Raw genomic sequence first — 23,824 nt, forward strand, 5'->3', positions numbered from 1 at the left:
AGCGCCAGAAAAAGCCAATCGTCGCTATCGTCGCCATCATGCGACGCATCATCGTCGTCGCAAACGCAAGGCTCAGAGACGCTAAATACTGAGTTGATGACAAGGGTGGTTCTGGGCCGGAGCGGCCTCAGCCCTTCGCCTCGACCGGCGGCAGCGAGGCGAGTAACCCGATCAGGGCGCGGTCGTGCAGCACGACCATGCGCTCCTTCGGCTTCAGCCAGATCGCAGCGTCGTCGACCGTCTCGGCATCGACGAGCTTGGCCTGCGCCACGGCGCGGTCGGGCTCGATCTCGCCGCGCCGGCGCGACTGGCCATAGGGCAGCATCAGCTCGTGGGCGTGGCGCAGTTCCGCATCGCCATGCAGCGCCTTGATGCCGTCGGCATCGTCGTAGCCGGCCTTCTCGAATTCGGCCTGCAACTCGTTGGCGCGCGTCGCGATCGCGGGCGGAGCGCCTTCCTCCGGCGTGAGCAGGAGCTTGTGGCGCTTGAGCCAGAGGCCGATCGCGAGCTGGCCCGAGGCCCATGACAGCGGGATCGCCAGCACGAGGCCGACGATCGTCGGCGACATCCAGGCGAAGAGCGAGGTCGCGATCATGAAGGCCGAGAGGCCGGTCACGACGCCGAGCACGGTATGGGTCCGGTGCCGGCGGATGATGTCCTTCAGCGGTATCGAGCCGTCATCGCGCCGCTGCGGGTTCCAGCCGGTGTCGCGGCCGAGCAGGATCTGGAAGACCGAGCCGGACTGGATCAGCATCATGATCGGCGCGAAGAAGGCCGAGAACAGGACCTCGATCAGCGCCGAGACGATCAGGCGGATCGCGCCGCCGCCGGCCTGCCGCAGCTTGGTGTTGAACAGGGTCAGCAGCAGGCCGAACAGCTTCGGCGCCAGCAGGATGCCCATGGTGATCGCGAACAGGCGCAAGGCGCGCTCGGGATCGAAGCGCGGCCAGACCGGGAAGAGCGTGAATTCCTGCGTGAAGTACTCGGGCCGCGCGTAGTTGACCTGCAGCACGATCAGGATGCCGACCACGAGCTGCATCAGCCAGAGCGGCGAGGCGAGATAGCCCATGATGCCGGTGGCGAAATGCTGGCGCGTCGGCATGACGAAGCCCTTGCCGCCCATGATCCGCGAGTGCTGGAGATTGCCCTGGCACCAGCGCCGGTCGCGCACCGAGATGTCGATCAGCGAGGGCGGGCTTTCTTCATAGGAACCCGTCAGGTCCGGCAGCATGTAGACCGACCAGCCGGCGCGGCGGATCAGCGCGGCCTCGACGAAATCGTGGCTCAGCACATGGCCGCCGAAGGGCGGCTTGCCCTTCAGGTCCGGCAGGCCGCAATGATCGGCGAAGGCCTTGGTGCGGATGATCGCGTTATGGCCCCAGTAATTGCCGTCGCGGCCGGACCACATGGCGAGACCGGTGGCGATGACCGGGCCGTAGACCCGCGCCGCGAATTGCTGCAGCCGCGCGAAGAAGGTGTTGCGGTTGATGATCAGCGGCAGCGACTGGATGATGCCGGCATCGGGATCGTTCTCCATCGCGGCGGCGAGGCGCACGATGCAGGTGCCGGTCATCAGGCTGTCGGCGTCGAGCACGACCATGTGCTCGTAAAGCCCGCCCCAGCGCGTGACGAAATCGGCGATATTACCGGCCTTGCGGTGATGGTTCTTCGGCCGGTGGCGATAATAGACGCGCGAATTTGGGCCGAGCCGCTCGCGCAGCGCCAGGAAGGCGCGCTCCTCCGCCACCCAGACATCCGGGTTGGTGGTGTCGGAGACGATGAAATAGTCGAAATGGTCGCCGAGCCCCGTCGCCTCGACCGATTCACGGATCGCCGCCACGGCCGCGAAGATGCGCGCCGAGGACTCGTTGTAGATCGGCATCACCACGACGGTGCGATGCTTCAGCGTCTCCGCCCGATCCGCCTTGCCGGCGCCGAAGAGCACGCCGAAGAAACCGAGCAGCGCGCTGGTGAAGGCGAGCGCGATCCACGAGAAGTTGATCGTGAACAGCACGAGCAAGGCGTACTGCAGCGAGGTCGTGCGGCTGACCGACACGACATTGTACATTTCCCAGGCGCCGAAGGCGGTGAGGGCAAGCCCGCCGCCGAAGACGAAGAGGCGCTTCAGCCAGGGCGTCTTCCAGTTGCGCGGATCGGCCGGGGCGCGGCGATCCGAGGCCTTCCAGCTCCGGAAGGACTGCACGGGCATGACGAGCGGCTCTTCCGGCGGCGTCGCCGGCTCGCGAGCGGCGCTATAGCTGCGCTGTTCCGTTTCCATGGCGTCGCGGCGAGCTGCCGTTACCAGGTCCATCGATTCAACCAGGTCTCAGAGACGGGCTGACCGCCCGATTGCAGGACGAGCCGGAGCTCGGAGAGATTATCGTTGCCGGGATCGACCTCGAAGCCGACGCGCATCAGCTTGCGCTCCGGATAAGGCCAGAGGCGGACATTGTGCACGGCGCCGGGCTGGGCCGTGATCGTCGCACGCGTCGAGGCGACGAGGGCAGCGTCGGCAAGCTTGTCGCCGGTGAAGTCGATGACGAAGCGCCGGCGGCGCCCCTGCGAGCCCTTGCCCTGGCGCGTGCGGGTGGCGAGCGCGAGCGGCGGGCGCTCCGGCGGCTGCCAGCACCACGCCTGACGATAGCTTAGCGAGGTCTCGCTGCCGGCCGCCAGCGGCTGCTTCGGACGCCAATAGGTGATGATGTTCTTGTTGACCTCGGAATCGCTGGGTATCTCGATCAGCTGGACCGAGCCCGCGCTCCAATCGCCGAGCGGCTCGTTCCAGACGCTGGGCCTGAGCTCGAAGCGCTGATCGTCGTCCTGGAAGGCGGCGGGGTCGCGCTCGCGTTGGACGAGGCCGAAGCCCTTGGGATTCTCGTCGACGAAGGAGGAGACCTGCAGGGTCGCAGGATTGTTGACCGGCCGGTAGATCCACTCTCCGGCGCCCGACTGCATCTGCACGCCGGAGACCTCGCCGATCGACGGTCTGACGTCGTCGAAGACGCGCCGGCTCTGCGGGCCGGACAGGAAGGTCGCGCTGGTGCAGCCGAAGCCGACATGGTCCAGCGCCTGCCGCGCAAACAGCGTCATCTCGACATCGATGAAGGTGACGTCGCCCGGGCGCAGCGTCATGCGAACGGCGCCGGCGACGCTTTCCGAATCGAGCAGGCCGTGGATGACCAGCGAGCCGACCGCGGGGCTCGGCCGTTCGATCCAGAAAGCCCGGAAGAAGGGCAGTTCCTCGCCGCGCGTCTCGCCGGGCCGCAGGATCAGGGCGCGCGACATCGCGCCGAAATTCTGGCCGCGTGCGAGGGCACGGAAGAAGGTGCCGCCCTGGAAGACCGCGACCTCGAAGGGGCGCTCCAGCCCGGCCGCGATCCGCATGCCGGAGAATTGCAGGTCGGCATTGCCCTGCGGCGGCGCGACGCGCCCGTAATCGAACTTGCTGCGATCGAAGCCGATGCGGCGCACCGTGCCATCCTCGATCGTGAACAGGCTGACCGGATTCGAGAAGACGTAGCCGCGATGCAGCGGCTCGACCGTGAAGCCGCGATTCTCGCCGGCCCAGACCGTCGCGCCCGGCTGCATGCGGATGCCCGCATACTGATCGGCGGGGAGGGTGGTGTAGCCCTCCGGCAGGTCGTTGGTGGCCATCGGAATCAGCGGGCGCTGGGCCAGGGTCCGCGCCGCATCGACCACCAGAGCCGGGTCGAAACGCTGTCCGTCCAGGAGGGTGGGGATGTTGAAGGACGCTGCGCCGGTCGGGGCCTGCGCCGCGGCCGGGCCGGCCAGCGAGAGCAGAGCCGCGCCACCTGCGGCGCCTTCCAGAAACTGCCTACGATTCAAGGGTTTCGACATGGGATCCAAACTACGCGGGCGACGCCCTCGCCCCTCGCGCTTCTAGAGCATTTCCAGTTCGCCTGAAAAGCCTTTCCGATCGGGAAGATGCACGCCTTTCGGATGGTGCGATCCTTCGAAATGGAGCCGGCGCCAGACCGGTGGGACAGCCGCCTGCCAAAGCCGCCTTCCGCCGCGATTGAACTTTGGCAAAAGGCACGCGGATCGGCTATCCACGGCGCCTGCAACGCCAGCATGCGTGAATGCGAATCTGATGCGCGGGCGGTGGTTCGACCATGCCTGCAAGGGAAACGAGAAACATGACCGAAATGCAGCCGGCCCGATCCTGCCTCGCGGTCGTCCTGGCCGCCGGAGAGGGCACCCGCATGAAATCGCGGGGGCCAAAGGTGCTTCATGCGGTGGCCGGGCGGTCGCTGCTTGGCCATGCGCTCGCGGCGGTCTCGGAGGCTGGCGCCGATGCGGTGGCCGTCGTCATTTCCTCGGAGCGTCCCGAAGTCGGCGAGGCGGCGCGCCAGCAGCTTCCGCATGCCCAGATCGCGATCCAACACGAGCGCCGGGGCACGGCCCATGCCGCGCTCGCGGCGAAGGCCGCCATCGCGGCCGGCCATGACGACGTCATCATCGCCTTCGGCGACACGCCGCTCGTGCGTCCGGAGACCTTCTCGGCACTGCGCCAGGCATTGGCCGGCGGCGCGGCCGTCGTCGCGCTCGGCTTCGAGGCAAAGGACCCGACAGGCTATGGCCGTTTCGTCGAGAAGGACGGGCGCCTCGAGGCGATCGTCGAACACAAGGACGCGACGCCGGAACAGCGCGCGATCACGCTCTGCAATGCCGGGCTGATGGCGCTTGCCGGCGAGCATGCCCTCTCGATTCTGGAGGCGATCGGCAGCAACAACGCCCAGGGTGAATTCTATCTCACCGATGCCGTCGAAGTCGCACGCAAGCGCGGGCTCGCCGCCGTCGCGCTGCGGGCGCCCGAAAGCGAGGTCCAGGGCGTCAATGACCGCGCCCAGCTCGCCGCCGTGGAGGCGGATTTCCAGCGGCGCAAGCGGCTTGCGGTCATGCTCGGGGGCGCGACGCTGGTCGCGCCCGAGACCGTCTTCTTCAGCTATGACACCCAGATCGGCCGTGATGTCGTGATCGAGCCGAACGTCGTCTTCGGACCCGGCGTGCGCGTCGACGATGGCGCGGTGATCCACGCTTTTTCGCATCTCGAAGGCGCCAGCGTCGGCGCAGACGCCAGCGTCGGCCCCTATGGCCGCCTGCGGCCGGGCGCGAAGCTTGGCGCGAAGGCCAAGGTCGGCAATTTCGTCGAGGTGAAGGCGGCCGATATCGGGCCCGGCGCCAAGGTCAACCACCTCACCTATATCGGCGATGCCTCGGTCGGCGCGGCCGCGAATATCGGCGCCGGCACGGTCACCTGCAACTATGACGGCTTCAACAAGGCGAAGACGACGATCGGCGCCAATGCCTTCGTCGGCTCGAACTCCTCGCTGGTCGCGCCGGTGACGATCGGCGAGGGCGCCTATGTCGGCTCCGGCTCGGTCATCACCAGCGATGTCGCGCCCGATGCGCTCGCGATCGGCCGCGGCCGGCAGGTCGAGAAGGAAGGCTGGGCACCGACCTTCCGCGCTGCCGCCGCTGCCAGGAAAGCGGCCAAAAAGGCGGCCGAATAGCCTCGAATCGCGGCGGACCGGGCCATCCGCCGTTCACAGTTCGTCATCTAGATTGATTGGGCATGCGCGCCGATCGCGGCTATGCGCTTTGCCGACAGCAACGGCTTGAGGGGTTCGCCCATGTGCGGCATCGTCGGGATTCTGGGCAAGGAAGCAGTGGCGACGCAGGTCGTCGAGGCCCTGCGGCGGCTTGAATATCGCGGCTACGATTCCGCCGGCGTCGCGACGCTGGAAGCCGGCCAGCTCACCCGCCGCCGCGCCGAGGGCAAGCTCAAGAACCTCGAGATCCGCCTGTCGAACGAGCCGCTCGAAGGCCTGATCGGCATCGGCCATACCCGCTGGGCCACCCATGGCAAGCCCAACGAGACCAATGCCCATCCGCATGCGACGCCGAAGCTCGCGGTCGTCCATAACGGCATCATCGAGAATTTCCGCGACCTGCGTGCCGAGCTCCAGGCCGATGGCTACGTCTTCGAGACGGAGACCGATACCGAGATCGTCGCCCATCTCGTCACCCGCGAGCTCGACCGCGGCAAGAGCCCGGTCGATGCGGTGGCGGCCAGCCTGCCGCGCCTGCACGGCGCCTTCGCGCTCGCCTTCCTGTTCCAGGGCGAGGACGACCTGCTGATCGGCGCCCGCAAGGGCTCGCCGCTGGCGGTGGGTGTCGGCGACGGCGAGATGTATCTTGGCTCGGACGCGCTGGCGCTCGCGCCGTTCACCAATCTCATCGCCTATCTGGAGGAGGGCGACTGGGTCGTGCTCCACCGCCGCGGCGCGACCTTCTACGATAAGACCAACAAGCAGGTCGAGCGCCGCGCCCAGCGCGTCGCCGCCGGCGCCTTCCTGGTCGAGAAGGGCAATCACCGCCACTTCATGGCCAAGGAGATCTACGAGCAGCCCGAGGTCGTCGGCCACACGCTGACGCAATATCTCGACATGGCCAACGGCAAGGTGCGCCTGCCCTTCGGCGACCAGATCGACTGGAAGGGTCTGTCGCGGCTGACGATCAGCGCCTGCGGCACCTCCTATTATGCCGGCTTGATCGCGAAATACTGGTTCGAGAAGCTGGCGCGCCTGCCGGTCGAGATCGACGTCGCCTCCGAGTTCCGCTACCGCGAGGCGCCGCTGCCGGACCAGGGCCTGGCGCTCTTCGTCTCGCAGTCCGGCGAAACCGCCGACACGCTGGCCGGTTTGCGCTATGCCCGCCAGAACGGGCAGGTCATCCTCTCGGTGGTCAACGTGCCGACCTCGACGATTGCCCGCGAGAGCGATGCCGTCGCGCAGACGCTCGCCGGCCCGGAGATCGGCGTCGCCTCGACCAAGGCCTTCGTCTGCCAGCTTGCGGTCTTCGCATCGCTCGCGCTCGCCGCAGCCCGCGCCCGCGGCACGCTCTCGGCCGAGGACGAGGCCGATCATGTGCAGCATCTGATCTCGCTGCCGGGGCTGATGGCGCGCGCGCTCCAGCTCGAACCGCAGATCGAGCAGCTTTCGCACAAGCTCTCGCGCGCCAAGGACGTGCTCTATCTCGGCCGTGGCACGAGCTATCCGCTCGCGCTCGAAGGTGCCTTGAAGCTCAAGGAAATCAGCTATATCCACGCCGAAGGTTATCCGGCGGGCGAGCTGAAGCACGGGCCGATCGCGCTGATCGACGAGGACATGCCGGTCATCGTCGTCGCGCCCTATGATGCGCTGTTCGAGAAGACCGCCTCCAACATGCAGGAGGTCGCGGCGCGCGGCGGCCGGATCATCCTCGTCACCGATGCCAAGGGTGCCGCCGAGTGCGGCATCGAGCCGGAGGCGACGATCATCCTGCCGGACATGGACCCGACCTTCGCGCCGATCGTCTATGCCCTGCCGATCCAGATGATCGCCTATCAGACGGCGGTTTTCATGGGCAAGGACGTCGACCAGCCGCGCAATCTGGCGAAATCCGTCACGGTGGAGTGAGCGGCTCAGGCTTCGGGCCGGCTCGCCACGTAGAGGCCCGCGCCGATCAGGCATAGCGCCGCCGTCGCGAGAGCGATCGGCGGCGCGCTCGTTTGCGTCAGCAGGGCGAAGCTCAGGACCATCGAGCCGCAGGCGAGATACTTCGCGCGCCGGGCGATGGCGCCGGTCTCGCGCCAGCGCAGGACATGCGGCCCGAGCCGCGGATGGCCCAGCAGCCAGGCTTCGAAACGCGGCGAGGATTGCGAGAAGCACCAGGCCGCGGCGATCAGGAAGATCGTGCCGGGCATCAGCGGCAGGATCAGCCCGATCACCCCGAGCGCCGTGAACACCCAGCCCATGGCGAACAGCAGCGGCCGCGGCCATCGGCGTCGCGGCTGATCGTCCTCGCTCACGGCCTCATCCTTGCTTGCGTTCGCCTGCGGGGACTGGCGGATGGCGCTGCCTCGCTTATCGTGTCATATCGCGGCCCGCGCTCGCGGCTGCAAGCAGGCTGGAGGTCGCGCCGGTGTTTTGGGAGAAACGATGACTGCCGGGCCGCCCGATCCGCGCCTCGTCCTGCCGACGGAAATCCTGCGCCCGACATGGGGGGCACGGTTGCGCCGCTATTTCCTGACAGGACTGGTCATCGCCGCGCCGCTCGCCATCACGGCCTCGGTGACGTGGTGGTTCATCAATTTCATCGACGGGCTGGTGAAGCCGCTCATCCCGAATTCCTACCTGCCCGATTCCTATCTGCCCTATCCGATCCCGGGGTTCGGGCTCGTCATCGCGCTGGTCGGGCTGACGCTGCTCGGCTTCCTCACCGCCAATCTGGTCGGGCGCTCGCTCCTCAACGCGGGCGAGGCGATCCTCGACCGGATGCCGGTCGTGCGCAGCCTCTACAAGGGCGTGAAGCAGGTCTTCGAGACGATCTTCTCGCAGTCCGGTACCTCGTTCCGGAAGGTCGGGATGGTGCAGTTCCCGCAGCCGGGCATGTGGTCGATCGTCTTCATCGCGCAGGAAGCGGCGCCCGAGATCGCCGGGCGCCTGCCTGAGGGGGAAGAGCAGATCGGCGTCTTCCTGCCCTGCACGCCGAACCCGACCACGGGATTCTTCTTCTACCTGCCGCGGCGCGAGGTCGTCGAACTCTCGATCTCGGTCGAGGATGGCGCGAAGCTCATCATGTCGGCCGGGCTGATCCAGCCCGGCGAACAGAACGGCAAGCCGAAGATCGAGATCAAGCCGCCGGTCAGCGCTTGAGCGGCACCCAGATCTCGACCACTCCGTTGCCCGTCGCGCCGTCGAAGCGCTCGTCCATGCGCTCCAGTGTGACGCCCATCTCGGGCTCGCGGCCTGATTTCGGGAACCAATCCTGCCAGATCGCCTTGTAGGTCTGGGCGATGCCGGTGATATGGCCCTTGTGCTCGAAGACGGCATAGAGCTGCTCCGGCACGCTCAATCGCGCGAACTCGTCGGTGAGGTCACTGAAGGACGAGACTTCGGCGCCGGCGATATAGTCGAAGGCGCCGCTATCGTCGCAATTATAGCTCGCGCCATAGGCGACATAGCCGCGCTGGCCGGGGATATGGCCGAAATGCGGGACGATCTTCTGCCAGAGCAGCGGGATGCCCTGAGTCTTGTCCATCGAGAAATGGCCGCTGAAACCGGCGATGAGCATGGGCTTGCCGGTGACGATGCGCGGCTCGGCGATGGGGGCGGGGGTGATGTCATGCATGTTGAGCGACTCCACGAGGGCGAGCGATGAGAGGTCGCGCCGGGCGCGCAGTTCTTCCGGCGTGAGGCCGAACTGCTCGCGAAAGGCGCGGGTGAAGGCTTCGTGGGAGCCATAGCCCCAGTCGAGCGCGACCGAGAGGATATCGGGCGCTCCATCAGCGAGCTGGCGCGCCGCTTCCGACAAACGGCGCTCGCGCACATAGCGCATCACCGAACGGCCGGTCGCCGCACCGAAGGCCCGGCTGAGATGGAAGCGAGAGACGCCGCTGACCTCGGCGATCTCGTCGAGCGTGAGCTCGGCGGTGAAGCGGCTCTCGATGCACCAGATGGCTGCCTTGACCGGGTCCATGGTCTCTCCACGAAGTGGCGCGAGAGTGGACGACCAAGCGAGGGCTCGCTTGATCGGGATTGCTCCTGGCAGCGCCAGAGCGCCATTGCTAGGCGCCGGGCGACGAAGCCGTGACAGCAGCGATCAGCCCGCCCGCAGCAGCCGGATCGCGACGTCGCGTTCGAACAGGTAGAGGAGAACGCGGATCGCCTGGCCGCGCGGCGTCTCCAGATGCGGATCGCGCTCGATCAGGAGGCGCGCATCGTCGCGTGCTGCCGCCAGCAGGTCGCCGTCGATCTCGGGGCGGGCGATGCGCCAGTCGGGCGAGCCCGACTGCTTGGTGCCGAGCACCTCGCCCTCGCCGCGCAGCCGCAAGTCCTCCTCGGCGATGCGGAAGCCGTCCTCGGTCTCGCGCATGATCGTGAGACGAGCCTCGGCGACCGGCCCGAGCGGCCCCTTGTAGAGCAGCAAGCAGGTCGAGGCGGCTTGCCCACGTCCGATGCGGCCGCGGAGCTGATGGAGCTGGGCGAGGCCGAAGCGCTCGGCATGCTCGATCACCATGACACTGGCATTGGGCACGTCGACGCCGACCTCGATCACCGTGGTCGAGACGAGGATGCGGGTTTCGCCGGCGACGAAGGCTGCCATGGCGGCATCCTTCTCGCGGCCGGGCATCTGGCCATGCAGCAGGCCGACCTTGTCGCCGAAGATTTCTCGCAGCGCCTCGTAGCGTTCCTGCGCGGCGGCGACGTCGAGCGTGTCTGATTCCTGCACGAGCGGGCAGACCCAATAGGCCTGCGCGCCGCTTTCGACCGCCCGGCCGATGGCGCCGACGACCTCGTCATAGCGCTCGGAGGAGACGGCGCGGGTGACGATCGGCTTCCGGCCCGCCGGTTTCTCCGAGAGAATCGAGACATCCATATCGCCGAACCAGGTCAGCGCCAGCGTGCGCGGGATCGGCGTCGCGGTCATGACCAGCACGTCCACCGCCTCGCCCTTGGAGCCGAGCAGCAGGCGCTGGTGCACGCCGAAACGGTGCTGCTCATCGACCACGGCGAGCGCGAGATCATGGAAGGCGACGCCCTCCTGGAACAGCGCATGCGTGCCGACCGCGATGTCGATCGAGCCGTCGGCCAGACCGCTGAGCACCTGCTTGCGACCGGCGCCCTTTTCGCGCCCGGTCAGCAGGGCGAGCTTGAGCCCGGCCTTCTCGGCCAGTGGCGCGAGCCTCTCGGCGTGCTGGCGGGCGAGAATCTCGGTTGGCGCCATCAGGACCGATTGCCGTCCCGCCTCGGCGGCGGCGGCCATGGCCATCAGCGCGACCACGGTCTTGCCCGAGCCGACATCGCCTTGCAGCAGCCGCAGCATCTTTTCCGGCTTGGCCATGTCGGAATGGATATCGGCGATCGCCTTGCGCTGGCCTTCGGTCAATTCGAAGGGCAGGGCGGACTGGATGCGGAAGCGCACCCCCCCATCGCCGGTGGTGGCGCGCCCGGCGATCTTCTTCTGCTGGCGGCGCACGAGCGCGAGCGCGATCTGGCTTGCGAGCAATTCGTCATAGCCGATGCGGCGGCGCGCGACCGTATCGCCTTCGGCCGCCTTGCGATCGACCGGGTGATGCAACGCTTCGACCGCCTGATGGAACGAAGGGAAATCGCTCTTGGCAAGAAAGGCCGGGTCCTGCCATTCCGGCATCTCCGGGCAGCGCTCCGCCGCCGCCTGCACGGTCCGCATCATCATGCGCTGGCCGATGCCTTCGGTCAGCGGATAGACCGGCTCGAAGGCCGGCAATGTCGCCGCGAGCTTGGGATCGAGGATACGCTCGGGATGCACCATCTGGCGCATGCCCTCCCAGAGTTCGAGCTTGCCCGAGATCAGGCGATAGGCGCCGATCGGCAGGGTCTGCGCCAGATGCCGGGAATCGGCGTGGAAGAAGACGAGCGTGACGTCGCCGGTCTCGTCCTCGACGATGATGCGATAGGGTGCCTTCTTGCCGGCCGGCGCGGCGCGATGCTCGCTGACACGGGCGGTGAAGGTCGCGACATCGCCGATCGGGGTATCGGCGATCGAGGGGCTCGGCCGCCGGTCGACCGCGCCGGTCGGGAGCTGGAACATCAGGTCGACGACGCGCGCGGGCCTCGTCTCGTCGCCGAGAAACTTGTCCAGCACCTTGCCGAGCTTGGGCCCGACGCCGGACAGCGTCGTGACGGGGGCGAAGAGCGGATCGAGGATCGAGGGGCGCAAGACGTCTCGGCAATTGTCAGGAGCGCGAAGATCGCGGCCGCTTCGCCGCTGACTTCGCCGGGTTGCGTCGCTATATAGCCTGCTCAGGCAGGCTCCGCGACGGGGCCGGCCCCATGATCATTGCGCCATCCCCCAAGGTTTTTGCCCGAGGTTCCCATGTCCGGCTCGACCCGCTCCAGCGCCGATCTCGACCCGCGCCGCCGCAAGATCCTGTTCCGCGCCTGGCATCGCGGCATGCGCGAGATGGACCTGATCATGGGTCGCTTCGCCGACGACGCGATCGCCGGCTTCAGCGATGCCGAGCTCGACGAGTTCGAGCGCCTGATCGAGGTGTTGGACCGGGACCTGCTGAGCTGGGTGACCGGAGAGGCGCCCGTGCCGGAGAACTACGACACGGAGCTGTTCCGCAAGCTTCGGGCGTTCCACCATCACGACAAGCCGATTCATGTGTGAGTACTGATGAAGTGCGCGCTGTCACCCCGGGCGTAGCGAAGCGTAGACCCGGGATCCATTCCGGAACGCTGCCGATAGAGGTTCAGGCATGGATCCCGGATCGGCGCCGCTTCGCGGCTTGTCCGGGATGACCTTAGGTAATTGAGAAAACGACGACTTCGATGAGCATTCCTCCTCCCAGCCAGATCGCCAAGCCGCAGCTCGACCGCCTGCTCGATGCGCTGAACCGCGGTGACAAGCCGACGCTTGCCGGCGTGCCGGATGGTTTCGATGCCGTTGTGCTGGCCGACCTGACCCGCGCCCGCGCCAAGAAGGCCGAGGGACCGGCGCTGCTCGTCTTCATCGCGCGTGACGGCCAGCGCCTGCAGGTGCTTGAGAATGCGCTGCAATTCGTTGCCCCTGATCTGGAGGTGATGAGCTTCCCGGCCTGGGACTGCCAGCCTTATGACCGTGTCTCTCCCGCGCCGGCCATCGTGGCGCACCGGATGACGACGCTGTCGCGCCTCGCCAAGACGAAGTCGGGCGAGCGGCCGCGCCTGCTGCTCACCACCGTCAATGCCGCGCTCCAGCGCGTGCCCGCTTTCGGTAAGGTGGCGTCGGAGAGCTTCTCGGCCGCACCCGGCAACATGGTCGATATCGAGGAGCTGGCGCGCTGGCTCGACATCAACGGCTATTTGCGCACCTCGACCGTGCGCGAAACCGGCGAATTCGCGGTGCGCGGCGGTATCGTCGACCTGTTCCCGCCGGGCATGCCGGCGCCGATCCGGCTCGACTTCTTCGGCGACACGCTGGAATCGATCCGTACCTTCGATCCGGAGACGCAGCGCACCACCGGACAGTTGCGCGGGCTCGATCTCGTGCCGATGTCCGAGGCGCAGATGACGAGCGAGAGCATCCGCCGCTTCCGCCAGTCCTACATCTCGACCTTCGGCACGCCGGGCCGCGACGACACGCTCTATGAGGCCGTCAGCGAAGGCCGCCGCCCGGCTGGTCTGGAGCATTGGCTGCCGCTGCTGGCGGAGAAGCTCGACACGCTCTTCACCTATCTGCCGGACGTTCCGCTGGTGCTCGACCATCAGGCCGAGGATGCGGTCGGCGAACGCATCAGCCTGATCAAGGACTATTACGACGCCCGCAAGGCCGCGCTGGAGCAGGGCGGGGGCGGCGGCATTCCCTACAAGCCGTTGCAGCCGGACGCGCTCTATCTCTCGCCGGCCGACTGGCGTGCGGTGATGGATATCTCCGGCGTCGCCAGCCTGACGCCGTTCCAGCTGCCCGAGAGCGAAGGCAAGCTGATCCTCGATCTCGGCGGCAAGCAGGGCCGCAGCTTCGCGGCCGAGCGCACCGCCGATGCCGGCGGCGTGTTCGATGCCGCCGTGGCGCATGTGAAGGCGCTGGAGGCCGAGGGCAAGCGCGTCATCCTCGCCGCCTGGTCGGAGGGTTCGCGCGAGCGCCTGGCGCATGTGCTCGCCGACCATGGCCTGAAGAGCACGCAGCTCACGGGCTCTCTGCGCGCCGCTTTCGATCTCAAGCCCGGCACGATCGCGCTCGCGGTCTGGGGCTTCGAGACCGGCTTCGAGGCCGGGCGCCTCGCGGTCATCGGCGAGCAGGATATTCTGGGCGATCGTCTCGTCCGCCCGCGCCGCAAGACCAAGCGCCCGCAGGACTTCATTGCCGAACTGTCGTCGCTCGCGCCGGGCGATCTCGTCGTCCATGTCGACCACGGCATCGGCCGCTTCATCGGCCTGCAGACGATCACGGCGGCCGGCGCGCCGCATGACTGCCTCGAGATCCATTATGCCGGCGATTCCAAGCTGTTCCTGCCGGTCGAGAATATCGAGCTTCTGTCGCGCTACGGCTCGGAGGACACCGAGGTCCAGCTCGACCGACTCGGCGGCGGTGGCTGGCAGGCGCGCAAGGCCAAGCTCAAGCAGCGCATCCGCGAGATGGCCGGCAAGCTCATCCAGATCGCGGCAGCCCGCGCGCTCAAGGATGCGCCGCGCCTGATCCCGCCCGCCGGCGTCTATGACGAGTTCTGCGCCCGCTTCCCCTATGAGGAGACGGAGGACCAGCAGAACACCATCGATGCGGTGCTCGACGATCTCGCCGCCGGCCGGCCGATGGACCGGCTCGTCTGCGGCGATGTCGGCTTCGGCAAGACGGAGGTCGCGCTGCGCGCTGCCTTCGCCGCGGCGCTGAACGGCAAGCAGGTCGCGGTCGTGGTGCCGACGACGCTGCTGGCGCGCCAGCATTATCGCAACTTCGCGGATCGCTTTGCCGGCTTGCCGGTCCATGTCGGTCAGGCCTCGCGCTTCGTCGGCTCGGCCGATCTCAAGGCGGTGAAGCAGGGCGCGCGGGACGGCACGATGGATATCGTCGTCGGCACGCATGCGCTGCTCGGCAAGGGCGTCGACTTCAAGGATCTCGGCCTCGTCATCGTCGACGAGGAGCAGCATTTCGGCGTCGCCCATAAGGAGAAGCTGAAGGAATTGCGCGCCGAGGTGCATATGCTGACGCTCTCGGCGACGCCGATCCCGCGCACGCTCCAGCTCGCCATGACCGGCGTGCGCGAGCTTTCGATCATCGCGACCCCGCCGGTCGACCGCCTGGCGGTGCGCACCTTCGTCACGCCCTTCGACCCGCTGATCGTGCGCGAGGCGCTGCTGCGCGAGCGCTATCGCGGTGGGCGCAGCTTCTATGTCGTGCCGCGCATCGAGGACATCGCCGACGTCAAGGACTTCCTCGACAAGCAGGTGCCGGAGTGCAAGGTCGGCATCGCCCATGGCCAGATGGCGGCCGGCACGCTGGAAGACGTGATGACGGCCTTCTACGAGGGCCAGTACGACATCCTGCTCTCGACCACGATCGTCGAGTCGGGCCTCGATATCCCGACCGCGAACACGCTGATCGTCCATCGCGCCGACATGTTCGGCCTCGCCCAGCTCTATCAGCTGCGCGGTCGCGTCGGTCGTTCGAAGACGCGCGCCTATGCGCTCTTCACCGTGCCGGCCAACCGCAAGCTGACTGAGCAGGCCGACAAGCGGCTCAAGGTTCTGCAATCGCTCGATACGCTCGGCGCCGGCTTCCAGCTCGCCAGCCACGATCTCGATATCCGCGGCGCCGGCAACCTGCTCGGCGACGAGCAGTCCGGCCATATCAAGGAAGTCGGCTACGAGCTCTACCAGCAGATGCTGGAGGAGGCGGTGGCGGCGCTGAAGGCCGGCATCGAGTTCGAGACCGAGACGCAATGGTCGCCGGCGATCCAGGTCGGCGCGCCCGTCATGATCCCCGAGCACTATGTCGCCGACCTGACGCTGAGGCTCACCCTCTACAAGCGCCTCTCGACCATGGACGACGATGCCGAACTGCAATCCTTCGGCGCCGAGCTGGTCGACCGCTTCGGCCCGCTGCCGGAGGAGGTCAACCAGCTCCTGGAGATCGTCGCGATCAAGGCGCTCTGCAAGCGCGCCAATGTCGAGAAGGTCGAGGCTGGGCCGAAGGGCATCATCGTCGCCTTCCGCAACAACGAATTCGCCAATCCGGAAGGGCTGGTCAGCTTCGTCGCCAAGCAGGGTACGCTGGCCAAGGTGCGCCCCGACATGCGCGTCGTCTTCATCGACGATTTCGACACGGTCGAGCAGCGCCTGAAGGCAACGCGCCGTTTGCTGACCGATCTGGCGCGGATCGCGGAACGGAAGAAGGCGGCCTGAAGCGAGTGCTTCAAGCTAGGGCTGAAACCACCCCGTCATTCCGGGGCGCTGCGTAGCGGCGAGCCCGGAACCCATGAACACGACATGTGCTGTCATGGTCGGGCCTGTCCCGACCATCCACGTCTTCGTTGGGCAAACGTCGTGTTCAAGACGTGGATGCTCGCCACAAGAGCGAGCATGACGATAGCTGGAACAGCGCTGTGTTCATGGGTTCCGGGCTCATGGCTGCGCCATGCCCCGGAATGACGACCGCGCCTCACGGCAAAGCAGGTGAGTGTCTTACAGATCGAAGAACACCGTCTCGTTCTCGCCGGCGAGATTGATGTCGAGCCACCATGTCCCGTCCGGCTTGCGCTGGGCGATCAGGGTGTGACGGCGTACTTCCGGCACGAGCGCGAGGATCGGGTCGGTTTCGTTGCCCTCGCCATCGGCGAAATAGAGCCGGGTTGGCAGGCGCTTGAGCAGGCCGCGACCGAAGACCGAGAGCGCGATATGCGGCGCCTGCAGGCTGTTGCCGGGGCCGGGCACGCGGCCGGGGCGGATCGTGCGGAAGCGGTAGACGCCGTGCTTGTCGGTCGAGGCGCGGCCGAAGCCGACGAAATGCCGGTCGAGTGCCACATCCGCGCGATCGTCGTCCGGGCTGGCATAACGGCCGTTCGCGTTCGCCTGCCAGATCTCGATCATCGCATCCTCGATCGGCTTGCCGTCGGCGTCGTAGACGTAGCCGGCAAGCGCGATGACCTCACCCTCGGGTTGACCTGAGACATTCGAGCCCGAGAGCAGGAAGTGCTCCGGCGGCATCAGGTCGGGCCGGGCGCCCATGTCGGATCGGCCAACGAGATCGGCGCCGCCTTTCCAGGGCAGGCCGTAATGGAAATAGGGGCCGACCGTCTGCCACGGCGTCTGCCCGAAGATCGACGGGTCCTGGCTGTCCTGTCGCGGCGCCGCGTTGCGGGATTCCAGATCAGTGGTCGTCGTCATGGTCGTCCTCGAACGGCGTCTGGTCGCGGCCCTTGAGCACGATGTCGAAGACATAGCCCAGCGCCCAGTTCGGCTCGGTGGTGCCGATATCGAAGCGCGAGACCATGCGCTGGCGATAGGGCATCGGCACGGCATTCGCGATCGGGTCGATCTCGATCAGCGGATCGTCGGGGAAATACATCTGCGTGACCAGCCGCGTCGCGAAGGCCGGGCCGAGCAGCGAGAGATGGATATGGGCCGGGCGCCAGGCGTTCTTGTGGTTGCCCCAGGGATAGGCACCGGGCCGGATCGTGACATAGCGGTAGCGGCCCTGCTCGTCGGTGATCACGCGGCCGACGCCGGTGAAATTCGGATCGAGCGGCGCCGGCCAGTCGTCCTTGGCGTGGATGTAGCGGCCGGCGGCATTGGCCTGCCAGATCTCGACGACGGTGTTCGGCACGGGGTGGGCTTGCTCGTCGAGCACGCGGCCGGTGACGACGATGCGCTGGCCCTGCGGCTCGGCCTTGTGCTGCGTCGTGAGGTCGGCCATCGCCGGGCCCATCAGGCGCGACCAGTCGGTCGGCCCGGTCACCTCGGTCAGCGTCTGCGGGATCGCGATCGGGGCCTGGCGCGGGCTGCGCGCCACGGTCGAGCGGTAATCCGGAGAGAGCGAGGCCGGCTGTCCGACATCGAGCCCCGAATAGGGAAGGATCAGGCTGCTCATGCGGCTTCTCTCTCCTTAGAGGCTCTTAGCCATGGCTCGGTGCGGGAACGCTGATCGGGCGCGCGAGCCTTGATTGCGCGGTGAGCCGGATGCCGGCATTGGCGGCGCCGTAGCCGGCATAGTCGTCACGCTGGACGATCTCGAAGAACAGCCCGCCATCCAGCGTCTGGGTATAGGCCTGCCGGAACGCGCCGCCGACATCGCTGTCATAGAGGATGTTCAGCGCCTTCATCGCGTCGATCTCCTCGCCCGTCAGGTCCGAGCGGGCTTCGAGGTCGTCATAGTAGTTCTCGGGGATGGGTAGCATGGCGACGCCATTGGCAGCCAGCCGCCGGACGGTCGCGGCGATGTCGTCGGTCGCGAAGGCGATGTGCTGCACGCCGGAGCCGAAGAAATCGGTGATGAAGCGGGCCGAGAGCGTGCGGTGGCTCTGCGAGCCGTTGAGGATGAGCCTGAGACCGTGGCCGTTCCTGCCGTCGAGGCCGCTTTCGATGACCTGGCTCTGGACCACGCCGCCGGGATCGAGCACGGCCTGGCTCGGCGTCTTCCGCGTCTCGAACAGCGAGGAATAGAACAAAAGCCAGGTCAGCATCTCCTCGTACTGCATGCTCTGGGAGACATGATCGACGCCGGTCAGCCCGGCATCGTCCGGGGCTTCGCCGGTTGCCTCGAAATCGACCTCGGCCCAGCGGCCGAGCGACGAGGCCTGGTCGAGGAAATAGAGCAGGCTGCCGCCAAGCCCGCGCACGGCCGGGATGTCGAGCTCGTCCGGCCCGATCGCGCCGGCATGAGGCACGTCGAGCAGGGCCTTGGCGCGCGCGATCGCGGCCTGCGCATCCGGCACGCGCAAGGCGAGCGCGCAAACTGAGGTGCCGTGAGTGATCTGATAGCTATGGGCGAAGCCGTCGGCCTCGCTGTTCAGGACGATGCGGATATCGCCCTGTTTCCAGAGGTCGACATCCTTGGAGCGATGCGCGCCGGCGCGTGCGAAGCCGAGCGCCCGCAGCAATCGCTCGAAGCCGGGCCGCTCGGCCTCCGACACCGTGAACTCGATGAACTCGACCGCTTCGACCGGGGCCGGCGGCGGCATCGGCACCGCGCCGGGCACCGGCTTGCCGACCTGCCTTGTGGTTTCGTCGAGCAGCCAGATCAGCGAGCGGTGGCCGTCGAGCGCGACCGAGCGGGCCGAGCCGGCCCGGAAGCGGTCGTTGAAGATTTCGAGCGAGAGCACGCCGTCATAGCCGGTTGCGGCCAGTGCGCGCATGAATCCGGAAAGGTTGAGGTCGCCCTGGCCCGGCAGGCAGCGCCAGTGCCGGCTCCAGGAGAGCGGGTCCATCTGCAGGAGCGGCGCATCGGCCATCTGCACCATCTCGATCTTGTCGCGCGGGATCGTGCCGATCGCCGCGAGGTCGAGCCCGCGCGCCAGGATATGGAAGGAATCGAGCACGATCCCGACTTCCCGCCGGTTGGCGCGGCGCACGATCTCCCAGGCGTCGCGGTAATCGAAGACATGCCGCCCCCAGGCCAGCGCCTCGTAGCCGACGCGCAGGCCCCGCCGTCCGGCTCGCTCGCCAAGCTCGGCGAAATCGGCGGCGAGCCTGTCGATGCCCGGCAGGGCTTCCGGCGAGACGCTGGAGCAGACGAAGAGCAGGTCCGTGCCCAATTCCTGCAAGAGATCGAACTTGCGCTCGGCCCGGTCGAAGACGCGCTGGCGGCGCCCCTCCGGCATGCCCTCGAAATCGCGGAAGGGCTGGCAAGTCACGATGGTCAGGCCGAGATCGGCGCAGATGCGCCGGACTTCCGTCGGCGAGCCGGGGAAGGCGATCAGGTCGTTCTCGAAGATTTCAACGGCCTTGAAGCCGGCGGCGGCGATGGCCTCTAGCTTTTCCTGAAGCGTGCCGGAGACGCAGACGGTGGCGATCGATGGAATCACGGGAGTGCCTCCTCTCAGGCCAGCTTGGCGACGGCGCGCAAATCCTCGGCCGTGGTCGAGGGCAGGCCGAAGAATTCAAGATAGGCAGGAATCTGCTCGAACAGCATGTCGGTGCCGACCTGCACGGCGCAGCCGCGTGCGCGGGCCGCAGCTAGGAAGGGCGTGATCTCCTGCGCCATCACGACCTCGCCGACGAAGGCGGAAGCGGGCAGGCGGGAGATGTCGACCGGCAGGGGATCGCCGGGCTTCATGCCGAGCGGCGTCGCGTTGACGACGATGTCGAATCCGTCGGGGTCGTTCGAGCCTGTGGTGACGCGCAGGGCAGGGTAATGCGCCGTCAACCGCTGCCCCAATTCCCCGGCTGCATATGCCTGCCTGTCGAACAGGCCAAGCTCGGCGACACCGGCCTTGGCCAGCGAGGCGGCGATCGCCGAGCCGACGCCGCCGGCGCCGACGACGAGCGCGCGGGCGCCGGCGAGCTTGTGCCCCTTGCGCAGAACGCCGCGCACGAAGCCCTCGCCGTCGAACATGTCGCCGCTGAGCCGTCCATCGGCTTCGAGCCGCACGGCATTGCAGGCACCGGCGATAGCGGCGGTCGGCGAGAGCACGTCGACGAGCCCGGTCGTGGTGACCTTATGCGGCATCGTCACCAGCGCGCCGTGCGCATTGGACAGGCGGAAGAACAGCTTCAGGAAATCGGGATAGTCCTCGCTGCGGCAGCCCATCGGCACGACGACGGCATCGATCCCCTCGCGCTGGAAATAGGGGTTGTAGATCATCGGCGCCTTGAAGCTCTCGGTCGGATAGCCGAGATGGCCGATCAATCGTGTCGTGCCCTTGATCATGCGCCGGCCCTCACTGGGGCCGGCTCCGGGGCGATCTCGACCGGAGCGCCGCTGCGCGCCGCCCGCTTCACCGCCTCGATGACGGCGAGCGTCGCCAGGCCTTCGCGGCCGGAGACGAGAGGAGCCTCCTCGCCGCGGATCACCGCGCAGAAGTGCCGGATCTGCGCCTGCAACGGGTCTTCGGGCACGAAGGGGATGCGCTCGCGCTTGAGCGGCTCCCACCAGCCGCGTCTGTCGCTGTGGCTCCAGAGTTCGAGCGCGGGAATGGTCAGCGAACCATGCGTGCCGCCGATCTGGTAGCAGGACTGATCCTGGCGCGGATAAGCGGGGTTCTCGCCGGTCGTCAGTTCCCAGCTCCAGGGCGCGACGACGGTGTCGGAGGCACTGACCGTGCCGAGCGCGCCATTGGCGAAACGCAGGATGGCGACGGCGGTCTCTTCGGCCGGGTTGCCGCGCACGGCGTTCGAACTCAGCGCCTGAACCCCGACGATCTCGCCGCAGAGATAGCGGAACAGATCGATATCGTGGATCAGGTTGATCAGGATCGGGCCCGCGCCTTCCTGCCGGCGCCAGTCGATGTCGAAATAATCATCCGGCTTCACCAGCCAGAACTGGCCGTTGAGGGTCAGGATGCGGCCGAGCCGGCCGGCATCGATCGCCTCGCGCGCCTTCCGGATCATCGGGTTGTGGCGGCGGTGGTGGCCGACGAGGAGCGGCACGCCCGCCGCCTCGGCGGCTTGGACGAGCCTGCGGGCGCTGTCGACGCTGTCCGCCAGCGGCTTCTCGACCAGCATCGGCACGCCGGCCGCGACCAGCTCCAGCCCGTTGGCGACATGAAGCTGGTTCGGCGTCGCGACGATGACGCCATCCGGCTTCTCGGCGGCGGGGAGGGCGTCGAAACCGGGATACCAGGCGACACCGATCTCCTCGGCAAAAGCCTTGCCGGCCGGAGCGGGGTCGATGATCGCCGACAGGGCGGCGCCGGGCTCGGCCCGGACATGGGCGGCATGGCGCTTGCCGATCAGACCGGCGCCCATCACCGCGATCTTCAGCGGAGACATCGGGGTCATCCTCACGCGGCCGCGTCGTCGATGAGCCTGGCGATGCGCCTCAAGCCCAGCTGGTAGCCTTGCGTGCCGAAGCCGGCGATCACGCCGTCCGAACGCATCGAAACATAGGAGTGATGACGGAAGGCCTCGCGCTTATGCACCTGCGAGATATGGCACTCGATCACCGGCCCCTCGAAGGTGTTGAGCGCGTCGAGCAGCGCGACCGAGGTATGGGTGAAGGCGGCCGGGTTGATGACGATGCCGGCGCCATCCTCGCGCGCCTCGTGAATCCAGTCGATCAGTTCGTATTCGCGGTTGGACTGGTGGAAGCGCAGTTCCAGCTTCAGCTCCTCGGCGAGCTTGCGGCAGTCGCGCTCGACATCGGCCAGGGTCTCGTGCCCGTAGATATGCGGCTGGCGCTTGCCGAGCAGGTTCAGATTGGGGCCGTTCAGGACATAGACGAGGCGGGACATCGATCGCATTCCGTTGAGGCGTCCGGGCCATGCCGGACGCTTTGCTTCAGTGCTTGCTGAGGATTTCGCCGAGGAACTTGCGTGTCCGCTCGTGGCGCGGGTTGTGGAAGAACTCCTCGGGCGGGGCCTCCTCGACGATGGCGCCCGAGGCCATGAAGATGACGCGGTTCGCCACCTGCCGGGCGAAGCCCATCTCGTGGGTGACGCAGATCATGGTCATGCCCTCCTCGGCGAGGCCGATCATGGTGTCGAGGACCTCCTTGACCATCTCGGGGTCGAGCGCCGAGGTCGGCTCGTCGAAGAGCATGACCTTGGGCTTCATGCAGAGCGCCCGCGCGATCGCGACGCGCTGCTGCTGGCCGCCGGAGAGCTGCGACGGGTATTTCCCGGCCTGTTCGAGTATCTTCACGCGGCCGAGCAATTGGCGGGCGGTGGCCTCGGCCTCCGCCTTGCTGGCCCCGAGCGAGCGCATCGGCGCCAGCATGCAGTTCTCCAGCACGGTCATATGCGGGAACAGGTTGAAATGCTGGAAGACCATGCCGACCTCGCGGCGCACCGCGTCGATGGTCTTCGCATCATCGCCGAGCCTGGTGCCGCCGACCCTGATCTCGCCCTTCTGGTAGTTCTCCAGATGATTGATGCAGCGGATCAATGTCGATTTGCCCGAGCCTGACGGCCCGCAAAGCACGATGCGCTCGCCTTTGCGGACCGAGAGATTGATGTCGGTCAGGGCCTGGAACTCGCCATACCATTTCTCGACATGCGTCATGGCGATCATGGCGTCCGCCGAAGCGGCGTTCTGGATGGCTGGCTGGTTCATGGCCCTGATCCTCGTTTCTCAGCATCGGACCGAAAAGTGGCTTCCACTTTTCGGAGAAATCTGATGCCAAAACAAAGAGTTGGATCGCCACTTTGCGTCCGGTAGGACGCGCGGCGATCCAACGCTCAGCTCGCGGTGAAGGTGATGCCTTCGAGGCTCTCCGGGAACTTGTGCACCGGCACCTTCATCCACTTGTCGTAGACCTTCTGCAGCTCGCCATTGGCCTTGATCTTGTCGATGAAGGCGTTGATCGCGGCGTTGATCTCCTTCTCGCCGAGACGGGTGCAGGCGCCGTTGTAGAGGTTCTGGAATTCGAGCTTGTTCTCGAACTCGCCGGGGCGGGCCTGCTCGATGCGCTGCATGTAGAAGATATTGCCGCCGATCGCCTGGACCTGGCCGGAGACCAGCGCCTGGATCGAGGGCGCATCGCCGTCATAGCGACGGATCGTCGTGCTGGCGGGTGCGTTCTTGGTCACCTGCGTGTCCTGCGCGGCGCCCTTGGCGACCGCGATCGTGTAGCGGCCCATGTCCTCGTTGGTGGTGATCTTGTCCTTCTTCGGGCCGATGAACACGATGGTGTTGGCGACATAGGGCTTCGAGAACTGCACGGCCTTGGCACGCTCGGGCAGCATCGCCATCGTCGCGAACAGCACGTCGACGCGGCCGGTGGTCAGGGCCGGGATGCGGTTATTGACCTCCAGCGGCACGAACTCGACCTGCACGCCGAGTTCCTTGGCGAAGAGCGTCGCGATATCGGCGTCGAGCCCGTCCTGCTTGCCGGCGCTGGTGACGAAACCCCACGGCGGGTTGTCGCCCTGGATGCCGACGACGATCTTGCCCTTGGCCTTGATCTCGGCCGGGGTGACCGCAAGGGCAGGGGTGCCGAGCACGGCCGGCATCGCAAGCGCGGCGGCACCGGCGATGAGCAGGCTGCGGCGGGTGGTCTTGATCTTCGTCATGTTTCTCTCCCTCTTCGTGTTTGGTTGGTTCAGGCGGTGAACGGGGTGGTCAGCGCGCGGCGATGGCCATGCGGCGTTCCAGATGCGAGCCGTAGAGCGAGAGCGGCCAGCACAGCAGGAAGTAGAGGATGC

At 67.1% G+C, this 23,824-nt stretch carries 18 protein-coding genes; 5 read left to right on the plus strand and 13 right to left on the minus strand.

From position 1 onward, the window contains the following. Positions 1–127 precede the first annotated feature (127 nt). A complete protein-coding gene (gene mdoH, locus WFK61_RS25470) occupies positions 128–2,311 on the minus strand; it encodes a glucans biosynthesis glucosyltransferase MdoH (protein ID WP_442896380.1) in 2,184 nt (727 codons plus the stop codon). Continuing rightward, positions 2,299–3,858, minus strand: a complete 1,560-nt coding sequence (locus WFK61_RS25475; protein WP_336814849.1) for an OpgD/OpgG family glucan biosynthesis protein — start codon at positions 3,856–3,858, stop codon at positions 2,299–2,301. The genes mdoH and WFK61_RS25475 overlap by 13 nt, the downstream gene beginning before the upstream one ends. 308 nt (positions 3,859–4,166) lie before the next feature. On the opposite strand from WFK61_RS25475, the gene glmU reads away from it, so the two are divergent. Together glmU and glmS are read left to right on the plus strand one after the other, a co-directional pair. Then, a complete protein-coding gene (gene glmU / locus WFK61_RS25480) occupies positions 4,167–5,534 on the plus strand; it encodes a bifunctional UDP-N-acetylglucosamine diphosphorylase/glucosamine-1-phosphate N-acetyltransferase GlmU (RefSeq protein WP_336814863.1) in 1,368 nt (455 codons plus the stop codon). A 120-nt stretch (positions 5,535–5,654) separates the two neighbouring features. Continuing rightward, positions 5,655–7,481 (plus strand): glutamine--fructose-6-phosphate transaminase (isomerizing), encoded by a 1,827-nt coding sequence (gene glmS, locus WFK61_RS25485; RefSeq protein ID WP_336814850.1) that lies wholly within the window; start codon positions 5,655–5,657, stop codon positions 7,479–7,481. A 5-nt stretch (positions 7,482–7,486) separates the two neighbouring features. On the opposite strand, the gene WFK61_RS25490 is transcribed toward glmS, so the two are convergent. After that, positions 7,487–7,873, minus strand: a complete 387-nt coding sequence (locus WFK61_RS25490) for a YbaN family protein (RefSeq protein ID WP_336814851.1) — start codon at positions 7,871–7,873, stop codon at positions 7,487–7,489. Between the two features lie 130 nt (positions 7,874–8,003). On the opposite strand from WFK61_RS25490, the gene WFK61_RS25495 reads away from it, so the two are divergent. After that, entirely contained in the window at positions 8,004–8,720 is a 717-nt protein-coding gene (locus tag WFK61_RS25495; protein ID WP_336814852.1) for a DUF502 domain-containing protein, read from the plus strand. On the opposite strand, the gene WFK61_RS25500 is transcribed toward WFK61_RS25495, so the two are convergent. Next, entirely contained in the window at positions 8,710–9,543 is an 834-nt protein-coding gene (locus WFK61_RS25500) for an AraC family transcriptional regulator (RefSeq protein ID WP_336814853.1), read from the minus strand. The two genes, WFK61_RS25495 and WFK61_RS25500, sit on opposite strands and share 11 nt — an antisense overlap. Positions 9,544–9,666: 123 nt before the next feature. Next, positions 9,667–11,766 (minus strand): ATP-dependent DNA helicase RecG, encoded by a 2,100-nt coding sequence (recG, locus tag WFK61_RS25505; RefSeq protein WP_336814854.1) that lies wholly within the window; start codon positions 11,764–11,766, stop codon positions 9,667–9,669. 156 nt (positions 11,767–11,922) lie between these two features. On the opposite strand from recG, the gene WFK61_RS25510 reads away from it, so the two are divergent. Together WFK61_RS25510 and mfd are read left to right on the plus strand one after the other, a co-directional pair. Further along, positions 11,923–12,219: an FAD assembly factor SdhE gene (locus WFK61_RS25510; protein WP_199091235.1), complete on the plus strand. Its 297-nt coding sequence runs from the start codon at positions 11,923–11,925 to the stop codon at positions 12,217–12,219. 161 nt (positions 12,220–12,380) lie between these two features. Further along, entirely contained in the window at positions 12,381–15,929 is a 3,549-nt protein-coding gene (gene mfd, locus WFK61_RS25515) for a transcription-repair coupling factor (RefSeq protein WP_336814855.1), read from the plus strand. 279 nt (positions 15,930–16,208) lie between these two features. Here the strand turns inward: mfd and pcaG are convergent, their stop codons facing one another. From pcaG to WFK61_RS25555, 8 genes are all read right to left on the minus strand, one after another. Next, positions 16,209–16,910, minus strand: coding sequence for a protocatechuate 3,4-dioxygenase subunit alpha (gene pcaG / locus WFK61_RS25520; RefSeq protein ID WP_336814856.1), 702 nt, complete (start codon positions 16,908–16,910; stop codon positions 16,209–16,211). Further along, positions 16,894–17,613, minus strand: coding sequence for a protocatechuate 3,4-dioxygenase subunit beta (pcaH, locus tag WFK61_RS25525; protein ID WP_442896381.1), 720 nt, complete (start codon positions 17,611–17,613; stop codon positions 16,894–16,896). The genes pcaG and pcaH overlap by 17 nt, the downstream gene beginning before the upstream one ends. A 25-nt stretch (positions 17,614–17,638) precedes the next feature. Then, positions 17,639–19,546 carry a bifunctional sugar phosphate isomerase/epimerase/4-hydroxyphenylpyruvate dioxygenase family protein gene (locus WFK61_RS25530; protein WP_336814857.1) on the minus strand — a complete coding sequence of 636 codons (1,908 nt, stop codon included), beginning with the start codon at positions 19,544–19,546 and terminating at the stop codon, positions 17,639–17,641. Positions 19,547–19,560: 14 nt separating this feature from the next. Further along, a complete protein-coding gene (locus WFK61_RS25535; protein ID WP_336814858.1) occupies positions 19,561–20,391 on the minus strand; it encodes a shikimate dehydrogenase family protein in 831 nt (276 codons plus the stop codon). Beyond that, entirely contained in the window at positions 20,388–21,452 is a 1,065-nt protein-coding gene (locus tag WFK61_RS25540; RefSeq protein WP_336814859.1) for a Gfo/Idh/MocA family protein, read from the minus strand. The genes WFK61_RS25535 and WFK61_RS25540 overlap by 4 nt, the downstream gene beginning before the upstream one ends. Before the next feature lie 11 nt (positions 21,453–21,463). Then, a complete protein-coding gene (gene aroQ, locus WFK61_RS25545) occupies positions 21,464–21,913 on the minus strand; it encodes a type II 3-dehydroquinate dehydratase (protein WP_336814860.1) in 450 nt (149 codons plus the stop codon). A gap of 46 nt (positions 21,914–21,959) precedes the next feature. Continuing rightward, a complete protein-coding gene (locus WFK61_RS25550; protein WP_336814865.1) occupies positions 21,960–22,691 on the minus strand; it encodes an amino acid ABC transporter ATP-binding protein in 732 nt (243 codons plus the stop codon). Positions 22,692–22,858: 167 nt separating this feature from the next. Continuing rightward, entirely contained in the window at positions 22,859–23,692 is an 834-nt protein-coding gene (locus tag WFK61_RS25555) for a transporter substrate-binding domain-containing protein (protein WP_336814861.1), read from the minus strand. Positions 23,693–23,824: the final 132 nt, after the last annotated feature.

The organism is Allobosea sp. MMO-172, from assembly GCF_037147855.1.
Lineage (GTDB): Bacteria > Pseudomonadota > Alphaproteobacteria > Rhizobiales > Beijerinckiaceae > Allobosea.

Excerpts from the sequence above, each read along its gene's own strand:
- mdoH (WP_442896380.1), bottom strand. The coding sequence starts at position 2,311 with ATGGACCTGGTAACGGCAGCTCGCCGCGACGCCATGGAAACGGAACAG.
- WFK61_RS25510 (WP_199091235.1), top strand. The coding sequence starts at position 11,923 with ATGTCCGGCTCGACCCGCTCCAGCGCCGATCTCGACCCGCGCCGCCGC.
- WFK61_RS25495 (WP_336814852.1), top strand. The coding sequence starts at position 8,004 with ATGACTGCCGGGCCGCCCGATCCGCGCCTCGTCCTGCCGACGGAAATC.
- WFK61_RS25550 (WP_336814865.1), bottom strand. The coding sequence starts at position 22,691 with ATGATCGCCATGACGCATGTCGAGAAATGGTATGGCGAGTTCCAGGCC.
- mfd (WP_336814855.1), top strand. The coding sequence starts at position 12,381 with ATGAGCATTCCTCCTCCCAGCCAGATCGCCAAGCCGCAGCTCGACCGC.
- pcaH (WP_442896381.1), bottom strand. The coding sequence starts at position 17,613 with ATGAGCAGCCTGATCCTTCCCTATTCGGGGCTCGATGTCGGACAGCCG.
- WFK61_RS25540 (WP_336814859.1), bottom strand. The coding sequence starts at position 21,452 with ATGTCTCCGCTGAAGATCGCGGTGATGGGCGCCGGTCTGATCGGCAAG.
- WFK61_RS25535 (WP_336814858.1), bottom strand. The coding sequence starts at position 20,391 with ATGATCAAGGGCACGACACGATTGATCGGCCATCTCGGCTATCCGACC.
- glmU (WP_336814863.1), top strand. The coding sequence starts at position 4,167 with ATGCAGCCGGCCCGATCCTGCCTCGCGGTCGTCCTGGCCGCCGGAGAG.
- aroQ (WP_336814860.1), bottom strand. The coding sequence starts at position 21,913 with ATGTCCCGCCTCGTCTATGTCCTGAACGGCCCCAATCTGAACCTGCTC.
- pcaG (WP_336814856.1), bottom strand. The coding sequence starts at position 16,910 with ATGACGACGACCACTGATCTGGAATCCCGCAACGCGGCGCCGCGACAG.
- WFK61_RS25475 (WP_336814849.1), bottom strand. The coding sequence starts at position 3,858 with ATGTCGAAACCCTTGAATCGTAGGCAGTTTCTGGAAGGCGCCGCAGGT.
- WFK61_RS25500 (WP_336814853.1), bottom strand. The coding sequence starts at position 9,543 with ATGGACCCGGTCAAGGCAGCCATCTGGTGCATCGAGAGCCGCTTCACC.
- glmS (WP_336814850.1), top strand. The coding sequence starts at position 5,655 with ATGTGCGGCATCGTCGGGATTCTGGGCAAGGAAGCAGTGGCGACGCAG.
- WFK61_RS25555 (WP_336814861.1), bottom strand. The coding sequence starts at position 23,692 with ATGACGAAGATCAAGACCACCCGCCGCAGCCTGCTCATCGCCGGTGCC.